Below are 11,403 nucleotides of genomic sequence, written 5' to 3' on the forward strand. Positions count from 1 at the left end.
CGTCTATCTGAATGAGGACGCGTCAACGGCGCCGCGTTCTCGGGTGACACAACTGTGGGGAGTCGTCCGCTGTCGAGGGGTCGACGGACGACCCCGACAGTCCGTTTCGGTCGAAAGTCGTTGATCGGCAGGGGCTGTGGGATGGGATGGATGTTGCTGGGTTTGGTGACGATCGTGGCGGGACTGTGGGCGGTGGTCCTTTTCCTCGAACACCAGGACAGGCGGATCGCCGCGAAGTCGCCTACGTCGTACGGTGAAAACGTCCGGACGAAGCCTGATCTCGTGGCTTGACGACGATCTGGTCGATGTTCACGTGGGACGGCCGGGAGGCGACGAACCCGATGACGTCCGCGACGTCTGCGGCCACCAGCGGCGTGATGCCCTCGTAGACCTTGTCGGCCCGATCCTGGTCTCCTTCGAAGCGCACCAGCGAGAATTCGGTTTCCACTGCGCCCGGGGCGATCTCGGTGAGGCGGACCGGCTTGCCGAGCAGTTCCCCGCGCAGCGTGCGGTGCAGGACGGCCTCCGCGTGCTTGGCCGTCGTGTACCCGGCGCCGTTGTCGTACGCCTCGAGCGCCGCCACGGACGTGATAGTGACGACCAAACCGTCACCCGACTCGATCAACTTCGGCAGCAGCGCCTTGGTGATCCGAAGGGTGCCCAGGACATTGGTCTCCCACATCCACCGCCAGTCGTCGAGGTCGGCCTCGGCGACGGTGGCCAGTCCCTTGGCGCCGCCCGCGTTGTTCACGAGCACGTCGACCCTCGGCAGTACCGCGGCGAACGCATCCACGGAATCCTGGTCCGTGACGTCGAGTTCGAGCGCGGTACCGCCGATGTCTTCGGCGATCTTCTCCAGACGATCCAGTCGCCGAGCCCCGATCACCACATGAAATCCCTGCTCGGCCAGGGTGCGGGCGGTGGCTTCGCCGATTCCGGAGCTCGCTCCGGTGACGACGGCGATGCGGGTGTCAGGTGAAAAGGTCATGCCGACATGTTAGGGCTCGTCGATGACGGAGTAGTCACTCGCGTCGCCCGCGACGCTGCGGCTGCGCTCGCCCCGGACGTTGACGGGGACGTCGCCGGCCAGGGTGATGCGGTTGAGTCGCCGGTACTGGTCGTCGTAGTCGGCGACGGCGTAGTGCTGAGTGGCACGGTTGTCCCAGATCGCGACATCGCCCGACTGCCAGTTCCACCGGGTGGTGAACTCGAGTGAGATGGCGTGATCCTGCAGAACCTTGAAGAGCGCCTGCGACTGCGTGCTGCTCAGCCCGACCAGCTTCTTGACGAAGTGACCGAGCAGCAGTGTGCGCTCGCCGGTCTCGGGGTGGACCCGCACCACCGGGTGCTCCGTCTCGAAGTAGGTGGACTGGAACTCGGCGCGGTACTCCTGCGACTTCTCGTCCTGTGCGCGTTCGGCGCTGGTCGCCGCGTAGTCGTAGACGTTGGTGTGCGTCGCCCACAGGTTGTCGGCGAGGACCTTCAGCGGCTCGGGCAGCGCGTTGTAGGCGGCGACACCCGACGCCCAGGTGGTGGTGCCGCCGTACGTGGGGAGTTCCACCGCGCGCAGGATCGACGCCTTCGGGATGCGGTCGACGAACGTGACGTCGGTGTGCCAGCTGTTGGCCTTGCCGTAGTCGGAGTCGATGGGCAGCACCTTGGTGCCGCGCGAGGTGACGGTCGGGTGCGCCGTGGTGGGGGAGCCCAGAAGCTCCGCGAACTCGTACTGCGAGTCGTCGGTGAGATGTTCCTGGCCGCGGAAGAAGATCACCTTGTGCTCGAGCAGGGCCTGGCGGATGAGCGAGACGGTGGCGGGGTCGAGGTGGCCGCCGAGCCGGACGCCGTCGATCCGGGCGCCGATGTGGGCGCCCAGCTTGACGACGCTCGCCGCGTTCTGGGAACCCTCGGCGTCGGTCACGTGCTCGGGCGCGAAATCGATGGACATGGTGGGCCTTTCGGATACCGGAGACGGTGTGGAGTCCTGTAACCGAACCATCGGGGAGTGTGCCGCCGGAAGGATTTGCGTCACCCTGATCGCAACGGGTGGGCGCACGACGACGTCTCCGCCGCACCGGCGGGCGGTGCGGCGGAGACGGGTGATCCATTCTGTCGGCGCCGCTACGCGGCGGCGCGGACCTTCCGGGTGATCGCGATGACGCAGAGCAGGCTGAGCAGCGTGACCGCGGTGAGGTACACGGAGATCGGTGCCGATGAACCCCAGCTCGCGTACAGCGCGGCGGCCACCGTCGGGGCGAGCCCGCCGCCGAGAACCGAACCGATCTGATAGCCGAGTGACGCACCGCTGTACCGGACCTCGGCACTGAACAGTTCGGTGAACAGGGCGGCGATCGGCCCGTACACGATGCCCATGAACACGGCCGTGCCGAGAAGGGCGATCATCATCACCGCGGGGTTGCCGAGATCGATCAGCGGGAACAGCGCCGCCGCCCAGACCGTCAGCCCGACCGAGCCGGTGACGAGCAGTCGCCGGCGGCCGTACCGGTCGGACAGCATCGACGCGACGGGGATGACGATCAGCCACACGAACGAGGCGACCAGCGTGAAGACGAGCACCAGCGTCTTGCTCATGCCCAGGACCTTCGTCGAATAGGACAGCAGGTACGCCATGAAGATGTATCCGACGGTGTTGATGCCGATGAACGCGCCCGCGGACAGCAGCACTTCGCGCAGGTTCTCCCGCAGGACGGTGACGATCGGCAGTCGCTGATCGCGGTGCGTGTCCTTGACCTTCTCGAAGTCGGGGCTCTCGGTGATGGTGAACCGGATGACGAGACCCATCAGCACCATCACCGCGCTGGCGAGGAACGGGATCCGCCAGCCCCACGCCAGGAACGCTTCCTCGCTGAGGCTCGTCGACACTCCGAGGAACACGAGATTCGCCAGGATCAGACCGCCGGGCACGCCCATCTGCGGGAAGCTCCCGTAGAAACCCTTCCGGTTGGCGGGTGCGTGCTCCACCGCCATCAGCACGGCGCCGCCCCACTCCCCGCCGACCCCGATTCCCTGAATGAAACGCAGGGTGACCAGCAGAATCGGAGCCCAGACGCCGATGGTGGCATAGGTAGGCAGCAGTCCGATGCCGACGGTCGCGCCGCCCATCAGCATCAGCGACAGCACGAGCATGGACTTGCGTCCGATGCGGTCACCGAAGTGGCCCATCACGACGCCGCCGATCGGCCGCGCGACGAAGCCGACCGAGAACGTCGCGAACGCGGCCAGGGTGCCCGCGATCGAGGAGAAGGACGGGAAGAACAGCGGGCCGAACACGATCGCGGCGGCCATGCCGTAGATGAAGTAGTCGTACCACTCGATGGCGGTTCCGATGAGACTGGCGCCGGCCACCTTCAGCGGCCGGACGGGCGCCTGTGGTGTCACGGAGATCTGCGTGGAGGTCATGTCGATGTCCTTCGAGGGCGCCGGGGCGGCGGACGTGCCGCCCCGGCAGGGGGATGAGGAATGCCTACCGAACTGCCGAATCCGTTAGTTCAACGTCACCTCGCCGGACTTGTTCGCATCAACCGACTGTTCGGTCAGGTGGTCGGTCTTGCACTGGAAGTTCCGGTACATGTCCATCTGGTCGCTGTAATGCGGTGACCGCGTGCCGTCCGGTGCGATGAAACCGCTCTGGCCGGGCGGCCCGACGGTGCAGAGGTCGGCGACGCCGTCGCCGAGCACGATGCGGTCGTTCTGGGTTCCGCGATTCATGTACGGCGACAGCGACAGCACCTCGTCGCTACCGGCCTGGGGGACGCCCAGGTAGTTCTTGAAGTCGAACCGGTTCGCGCCGACCGGCAACTTCCAGCCGGCGGGGTCGGGGCCCTGCTCGGCGCGCAGCCGGTCCATCGCCTGGCCGAACGTCGAACGGAGGACGGACATGCGGTCCGCTCCGTTGAAGAAGTCGGTGGTCTGCGGAACGCCGGACTCGTCGCCGCGCAAGGCGTTGTAGACGAGTTTCGTCGCCTCGGCGGGACGTGCGGTGCCCGCGGCGGGGTACACCTTGGCCGCATACGACGCGTACACGTCGTCCGGAAGGTCGTCGCGGATCACCGCATCGAACAGGATCGGCAGCCACGTGCGCATGATCACCGGTTCCGGTCCGTCGTACACGCCGTCCGCGTTGTCGTCGGTGGCCTGTCCGTCCCAGTTGCGGAGGAGGTTCACACCCGAGGCGACAGGGTCGCCGTCCGGTAGTTGCCCGGTGGCCTGCTCCAGGTACGGCAGCAGATAGTCGACGTTGAGGTCGGCGAACGACGCCTGCCTGTTGATGTCCCAGATCTCGCCGGGAGTGAACTTGTCCTTGGCCTCGAGGCGGGTGGTGATGGCCCGCACGCGGTCGACGGGGGACCAGTTGTAGCCGTCGGCGAGTGCGCCGGCCGCGGACTGGTTGTTCCAATTGGCCAGGTAGCCCTGCTCGGGGTTGTACGACTGCGGGTTGTCGTCGAAGGACCGGATGCCCTCCCACTCCATGCTGCCGTCACCGACCGCGGGAAGGCGAAGGTCCTGGCCGGCCGGGCGGACGGGCAGTCGACCGGGAGAGACGTAACCGATGTTTCCCTCGTTGTCGGCGTAGTACCAGTTGATGGTGATGGCGACCTTCTTCGCCTGCTCGAGGAACTCGTCCCAGTTGGTGGCCTTCATGATGTCGATCCAGGCGACCAGCGACTGGATCTCGTACCCCGCCCAGCTCTCCTTCAGGGAGTAGGCGCTTCCGTTCGGGGTGTCGAAGCTGGTGACCCGGCCGTGCACCGTCGAGTAGACCGGGTACGCGACGTCTGCCGCGCCGCGCACCTTGATCGTCTCGTTCCGGATCTCCATCGGGCGGTACCCGCCGTCGAATCGGTATGCGTGCTCGTTCGAGGGGTCGAGGACTTCCTGGTAGACGTCGTTGACGTCGAGCGGCCCGGCGGTCGCTCCCCAGGAGATCGTCTTGTTGGTGCCGAACAGAACGGTCGGGACGGCATAGGGGGTGTTGCCCGCGACGTCGAGACCGGCGCCGTGCAAACCCACGCCGTACACATAGGACGGGTTGAACCAGCCGAACTGCGGTCCGTTCATCAGAACGGACGTGCCGTCGGTGGTCTTGTCGGCGCCAACCATCCAGAGGTTGCTGGCCTCGGGTTTCATGTGCGGCCAGTCGCCACCGCCCGCGTTCTTCATGCGAGTCAGATTTGCGTCGGGGAGCGCCTGCGTCACGTCGGAGAGCCCGGCTTCCGCGGACATCGCGTGCGGTTCGTCGCCGGGCGACGTCGACTGGTCGCGGGGGACCGTGGTTGGGGCGGCGGGATCCTCCTCGGCCCAGATCAGCTGATCGAAGAGTTGCCGGCCCTTCTCCTCGCCGTTCTTCGCCTGCAGGCTCTTCAGGACCTGGAGGTTCGCGAGTTCGCTGCTCGACTGTGAGAATCTGTTGGCCATGGTCTGCACCCAGACCATCGCCACGTCGTACCCGGTCCAGTGCTCCGGCCGGAAATCGCCGTCCAGGAACTGCTTCGGCATCAGGTGATCCGGGTCTGCGGCGACCTCGTCGATCCGCTTGTTGAACCCTTCGGCGTAGCCGTCGAAGATGTCGCGTTCCGCCTGCGGCAGTCGGGAGAGCTGATCCTTGATCGACGGCGGATCGATGCTGCCCCGCGCCGTCTTGTCGATCTCGACGTAGTCGGGTCCGAGCACCTCGGCCGCCGTGCCGATCGACGACCGCTTGGCCATCTCCATTTGGAACAGGCGATCCTCGGCGACGGAGTAGCCGTATCCGGAGTAGAGCGCGCGCGTGGTGTCGGCGTACACGTGCGGGATTCCGTAGCCGTCCCGCTTGACGGTGATTCCGGCTGCGGTGGACTCCTGTGTTCCGGTGGCCGTGCAGGCCGTCAGCAGCACGGTGAGTCCCACTCCGAGGGCGAGCACCGCTCTCGTCGTCTTCATCGACAACTCCGGGCCCGGGGTGCCGACCAGTGACGATCACATCGATACATCTCACTCCTATAACCGTACGTTCGGTTGGTATCTCGACGTATTGTGTCGTGAAACACGGTTGCCCGTCAAGAGTGGCGTCGGTCTCCCGCTGCTGCGGGTGCCGCCGCCCCGCAGCAGCGGGAACTGGGGAAGAGGGGTGGCGCGCCAGTACACGCCGTCACGCCTTCGGATTGGTGAAACCGACCGAAGCTGCTACTTTCGTGACATGTCCTCAGGCCAGTCGACCGCTCCGCGGGTCACCTACGTGACCTCCGCGCTGGGTTCGCGGCTGCCCTTGGCGCGGGAACTGTGTTGTCGCTGTCTCAGCATCTGCAGCTAATTCGCGCCGCCTTCTCCTGATCGATCGTCCTCGATCGTCCCCATCTCCACCCGGGACCGATGCAGCGTTCGGACGAAGGTGCGCACCGCCTCCGCATGCAAGGACTGCCACGTGTCTACCCCCACCCTTTCCAGCCCCACCCGGACCGGATCCGCATCTCGATTCCAGCGGCCCGTGTCCCGACCCCGTCTCCACATCGTTCCTCCCGAACTGCGGATCAGCGACGGCCCCGCCGCCGGCGTTCTGCGGGTGGCCCGGTCCCGCGGGCCGCTGTCCCGGGACGTCGCCGCGAAGGCGACCGGACTGAGCATCGCCACCGTCAACCGTCAGGTGTCGGCGCTCCTCGACCTCGGGTTGCTGCGCGAACGCGGCGACCTCACGCCGTCCGGCGCGATCGGTCGTCCGCGTGTTCCGTTCGAGGTCAACCACGAGCCGTACCTGACCGTGGGCATCCACATCGGTGCGGTCGTGACCAGCATCATCGCCAGCGACCTCCGCGGGAAGGTCCTCGGCGCGGTCGAGGTGCCCACCCCGCAGGGCGCGTCCGCCGACGCGCTGACCGGCATCGCCCGCAGCGCACGGGCCTTCGCGTCCCGCTGGCACCGGCGTCGCCCGCTGTGGGCGGGTGTCGCGCTCGGCGGGCGCGTCGATGCGCAGACCGGTGTCGTCGACCACCCCCGGCTGGGGTGGAAGTCCGCTCAGGTCGGCGCCATCATCGCGACCGGACTCGGGTTGCCCGTCTCCGTCGCGGCGCACGTCGAGGCGATGGCCGCATCCGAGTTGCTGCTGAGCCCGGACAGCGAAGACGGTGTCGCGCAAGGCGAAACGGGTCTGTACTTCTACGCCCGTGAGACGGCCGGAATCGCGATCACGATCGACGGCCGCGTCCACACGCCGTCGAGCGGCCCCGGTTCCATCGCGCACCTGCCGACCGGTTCGTCGGCGCAGTGCTCCTGCGGTTCACGCGGATGCCTCGAGGCGACGATCAGCGATCGCGCGGTCATCTCCGCCGCGCTCGACGCCGGCATCCTCCCCGAGTCGAACCAGCGTCCGACGATGAGCGCGCTCTACAAGGCGGCGTCCTCGGGTTCCGTTCCCGCGCACGAGATTTTGGTGGAACGCGCGCAGGTGCTCGGGAAGACGGTCGCGATGCTGCGGGACCTGTTCAACCCGGACCGCGTGATCCTCGGCGGTCAGGCGTTCACCGAGTACCCGGCCGGAATCCCGCATGTCGCGGAGGCCTTCGCGCAGGCATCGTCGCTGGAGCGCAGGGACATTCGAATCTCCGGATTCGGCAACCGGGTGCAGGAGTACGCGTCGACGGTGGTGTCGCTGAGCACCATCTACTCCGACCCAGTCGGAGCGATGCGCCGCACGTCGCCGTAGCGTCACAGCAATTCGTCAGCCGCACAGGAAATAGCCTGTGCGGCTGACGAATTCGTGGGCATCTGTCCCGGCGAGCGGGGCTTCAGAGCTTGCGCAGCCCGTCGAGGACGCGTTCCATCAGCTTCCGATCCGGGCCGGTGGATCCGGCCGTCTCGTTCACGGTGACCGCGCCGGCCGCCGCGAGGTCGCCGACGAGCACGCGAGCGACCCCGAGCGGGATCGACGCGAGCGACGCGATCTCGGCCACCGACCGCGGTTCCGAGCACAGCGCGAAGACGCGGCGCAGTTCGTCCGGCGCCGGCATCGCGTCCACGACGGCGACCCCGTCCGCGCGGGCGACGATGACCGCCTCCAACGGCAGATCGACGCCGGACTCCGTCCGCCCGCCCGTGAGAATGAACGGCCGGACGATGGAGACGGTCTCCTCGGGTTCCGCCCACTCGGTGGCCTCGGAAGTCCGGGGCGCTCGATCGGCGGGTCCGGACACGGCCTCTGCCTGCTCGGGAACGGCCTCGGCCCGGCCGGGCTCCACCCACTCGACCGACTGCGACGGGCTCGGCTCTGCCGTCGGCGACTGCTCTTTCCTGCCGCTTCGGCGTCGGCCGGCCGAACCGAAGCGCGCCCCTGTCGCGCCGATCATCGGCCAGTTCTCATCGCTCACAGTCATCGGTCGGGACCCTTCTCGCACTACCCCACCCGTTCCATGGTCCCAAACCCGCGTTCCATGCCCATGGTCCGGTCCCTGTGATTCCGGCTACAGAGTCCGCGTGAGCGTTAGATTTGCTGCGTGACGCATTGGCGGCAGAACTCGGATCCGTTCCTCGCGCCCGATCTCGGCCGGTCCGCGCTGCTCGTCGTCGACATGCAGGTGGACTTCGTGGACGGCGGGAGGGCCCCGATCCCGGGCACGTCGGCGGTGCTGCCCGCGATCGCACGTCTCGTGGACGCCTACCGGGAGTCCTCGGCCCCGATCGTGCACGCAGTCCGGTTGTACGAGGGCGACGACGTGGACCTGTGCCGGCGCCGCGTGATCGCCGCCGGGCTGGATCTGGCCAGGCCGGGCACCCCCGGATCCCAGGTGGCGCCCGAGCTGGGAGTGCCGGGACTCGACCCCGAATCGCTCCTCGCCGGTGACGTCCAGGCCGTCTCGCCCACCGAACACGTCCTGTTCAAGCCGCGGTGGAGTGCGTTCTACCGCACCGGGCTCGACGAGCACCTGCGCCGGTGGTGGGTCGACACCGTGGTGATCGCGGGCTGCAACTACCCCAACTGTCCGCGCGCCACGATCGTCGACGCCAGCGAACGGGACTACAAGGTGCTCGTCGCCGCCGATGGGATCTCGGGCGTCGACGCGCGTCACCTGGAGGAGGCCGGACGGATCGGGGTTCTGCACGCGGAGACCGACGAGATCGTCGAGGCGTTGCAGCCACCCGAACTCGAGGTGATCAGCTGAGGGGCGGAGCCGACGTAGCGTCCGGCGGCGCACCCCGTCTGCGCAGTTCCGCACGCGCCCGCTCGATCCCGCCGTGCTCCAACGCGGCGAGCGGCGATTCGTCCGCCCAGACGAGTTCACCACGACGGCGGACCGTGACACTCATCGAACCCGCCAGATGCTCGAGGGCGCCGGGAATGTTGCGACGCTCGGCGGGGAGCGGAACCGGAAGCACGTGGGCCGAGCCCAGCGGGGAGGCGCCCTCGATCTCGACGCTCCACGTGCGGCCGCGGCCGCGCAGCGACCACCGCTCGTCCGTCACGTACGCCCGGACGGGGGAGGTGACCGGGTTGCCTAGGCGGAACACCATGCCGTCGGGCAGCGCGACGACGACTGCCGTGACCTCGGTGCGCAGCCCGCCCGCGGTGATCTCGCCGCCGGCGAACGCGACGCACGCCTGCCGGTCGGCGAATCCCTGGGCCTGGCCCCACCACCAGGAGTCGGGGAATCCGCCCCTGCCCCAGTTCTTCTCGCCGTAGACCTGGGCGCCGTCGAGGTCGATCTCGGTGCCGCCCAGAACCGCGGTTCCCTCGGCCCGTCCGCCGAGCAACCACGGATGCCAGTACTGGTTCAGCGCGGGCACGGTCTGGAACACGCTCGACCCGCCGAGCCTGCGCCGCGGCCACGGGACCTGGGCGCCGATCCGGACGTCGAGGCGGGCGTCCGGTCCGAGATCCACCCGCACGCGGTCGACGGACCCGCGGAACGCGTCGCCGGCGAACGCGCCGAGTCCGGCCGGGTTGGCGTAGCCCTCCGGATGCGCGGCGGTCCGCAGGAACCTCGTGGGGTGACCGGCCAGACCGAGCGTCGCCCAGTGGCCGTCCGCGGCCCTGTTGATTCCGGCCAGCGCGATGACGACCTGTCCGGTCGCGGGCTGGGTGAACCGCCAGAAATAGCCTTCCATCGCGACGTCGTGCGCGGCGAGGACGTTGCCGAACGGCAGATCCGCGCCCGTGGACCGGTACGCCCGCAGCAGTCTCGACACGGGGTCAGCTTCCCGGCTGGGGGTGCAGCACCGCCTGCGACTGCGTCACCTGCGCCACCAGTCGGTCCTCGTCGTCCCGCAGTTCGGTGACGACGGCGACCGTGGTGCGTCCGGCGTGCAGCGGACGCGCGGTCGCGGTGACGGTGCCCTTGCGGACGCCGCGGGTGGACACGGTGCTCGAACTCGTGGTCGACGTGGACGCCCCCGCCGGAAGATTCAGAAACGCGCAGACGGCGCCGACACTGTCGGCGAGGGTCATCAGGGCCCCGCCGTGCATGCCGTTTCCCGCCGTGGTGCGGTGCCGGTCCCACTCGAGGTGCCCGACGACCTCCTCGGGTGCGGCCTTGGTGAGGCGAACCCCGGTGTGCACGGCGAACGGCATGGTCGCGACGAGATCAGCGGGATCCATACCCGTGGATGCTAGGCGCGGACCCGAACCCGCGTAGGCAGTTCCGGTCAGAGCGGCAGCGACGACTCCGCGAGCCCCGCGGGCGCCCCGCGCCGGCGGAACCATTCCTGACCGAACGCCGCCTGCAACTGCTCCTCGGGCATCTGCAGGAACGGGCCGAAGTCCCCGATCTGGGTGGCGTGCGCGTGCATCGCGGCGCGTTTGGCGCCCATCGCCGAGGTGACGTCCACGACCGTGGTGATCTCGGAGTCCGGAAGACCGAACGTGTCGAGGTCCGGTGGCTGGGCGTTCTCGGACCATTCCGGATTCGCGGCCATGAGTCGCCGGATGTGGTCGCGACTGACGGCGGCCTCGTACACGTGCGGCACACCGGCCAGTTTGGCGGCCCGGAGGCCCACGTGATGAACCTGGACGTGATCGGGGTGCCCGTAACCACCGTTGGGGTCGTAGATGGTGACCACGTCGGCGGATTCCTCGACGAGGATCGCGGCCAGCCGGGCAGCGGCCTCCTCGACGTCGACGTTGCAGAACGCCGCCGGATTCTCGTTCTCCGGCGATCCCGCCATCCCGGAATCCGCGTAGTGCAGCAACACCACACGCTGGGCGCCGAGCAGCGACGTCGACTCCTCGAGTTCGCGGCGCCGACGCTCGGCGAGCGACTCGCCGTCGATCAGGATCCCCTCGGGCGCCTCGCCGAGAGCCCCGTCCGTCGCGGTGACCACGACGACGCGGTGACCGGCGTCGGCGGCCTGACGCATCACGCCGCCGGTGGTGAACACTTCGTCGTCGGGATGGGCGTGGAAACACACCAGGACACTCATGAG

General features: G+C 68.3%; 10 protein-coding genes. 2 read left to right on the forward strand and 8 right to left on the reverse strand.

What is annotated here, in order from left to right; genetic code table 11:
• Positions 1-241: 241 nt before the first annotated feature.
• From BLV94_RS36795 to BLV94_RS36810, 4 genes are all read right to left on the reverse strand, one after another.
• On the reverse strand, positions 242-988 hold the full coding sequence (locus BLV94_RS36795; protein WP_072939805.1) for an SDR family NAD(P)-dependent oxidoreductase: 747 nt from the start codon (positions 986-988) through the stop codon (positions 242-244).
• 9 nt (positions 989-997) lie between these two features.
• Positions 998-1,945, reverse strand: a complete 948-nt coding sequence (locus BLV94_RS36800; protein ID WP_072939807.1) for a TauD/TfdA dioxygenase family protein — start codon at positions 1,943-1,945, stop codon at positions 998-1,000.
• A gap of 173 nt (positions 1,946-2,118) precedes the next feature.
• On the reverse strand, positions 2,119-3,417 hold the full coding sequence (locus tag BLV94_RS36805; protein ID WP_072939810.1) for an MFS transporter: 1,299 nt from the start codon (positions 3,415-3,417) through the stop codon (positions 2,119-2,121).
• An 84-nt stretch (positions 3,418-3,501) separates the two neighbouring features.
• Positions 3,502-5,937: a penicillin acylase family protein gene (locus BLV94_RS36810; protein ID WP_072939813.1), complete on the reverse strand. Its 2,436-nt coding sequence runs from the start codon at positions 5,935-5,937 to the stop codon at positions 3,502-3,504.
• A 481-nt stretch (positions 5,938-6,418) separates the two neighbouring features.
• Between BLV94_RS36810 and BLV94_RS36815 the strand changes: the two genes are divergently transcribed.
• A complete protein-coding gene (locus BLV94_RS36815) occupies positions 6,419-7,693 on the forward strand; it encodes an ROK family transcriptional regulator (protein ID WP_072940413.1) in 1,275 nt (424 codons plus the stop codon).
• 82 nt (positions 7,694-7,775) lie between these two features.
• Here the strand turns inward: BLV94_RS36815 and BLV94_RS36820 are convergent, their stop codons facing one another.
• Positions 7,776-8,360, reverse strand: coding sequence for a DUF742 domain-containing protein (locus BLV94_RS36820; RefSeq protein ID WP_072939816.1), 585 nt, complete (start codon positions 8,358-8,360; stop codon positions 7,776-7,778).
• Between the two features lie 120 nt (positions 8,361-8,480).
• Between BLV94_RS36820 and BLV94_RS36825 the strand changes: the two genes are divergently transcribed.
• Positions 8,481-9,146, forward strand: a complete 666-nt coding sequence (locus tag BLV94_RS36825) for a cysteine hydrolase family protein (RefSeq protein ID WP_072939819.1) — start codon at positions 8,481-8,483, stop codon at positions 9,144-9,146.
• On the opposite strand, the gene BLV94_RS36830 is transcribed toward BLV94_RS36825, so the two are convergent.
• The 3 genes from BLV94_RS36830 to BLV94_RS36840 are packed head-to-tail and all read right to left on the reverse strand — an operon-like array spanning position 9,139 to position 11,400.
• The gene (locus tag BLV94_RS36830; RefSeq protein WP_072939822.1) at positions 9,139-10,170 is read right to left on the reverse strand and encodes a tocopherol cyclase family protein; all 1,032 of its coding nucleotides are present in this window, start codon (positions 10,168-10,170) and stop codon (positions 9,139-9,141) included. The genes BLV94_RS36825 and BLV94_RS36830 overlap by 8 nt on opposite strands.
• 4 nt (positions 10,171-10,174) lie before the next feature.
• Positions 10,175-10,579 carry a PaaI family thioesterase gene (locus BLV94_RS36835; RefSeq protein WP_072939824.1) on the reverse strand — a complete coding sequence of 135 codons (405 nt, stop codon included), beginning with the start codon at positions 10,577-10,579 and terminating at the stop codon, positions 10,175-10,177.
• Between the two features lie 47 nt (positions 10,580-10,626).
• The gene (locus BLV94_RS36840; RefSeq protein WP_072939826.1) at positions 10,627-11,400 is read right to left on the reverse strand and encodes a PIG-L family deacetylase; all 774 of its coding nucleotides are present in this window, start codon (positions 11,398-11,400) and stop codon (positions 10,627-10,629) included.
• Positions 11,401-11,403: the final 3 nt, after the last annotated feature.

This window comes from Rhodococcus koreensis (assembly GCF_900105905.1).
GTDB lineage: Bacteria > Actinomycetota > Actinomycetes > Mycobacteriales > Mycobacteriaceae > Rhodococcus_F > Rhodococcus_F koreensis.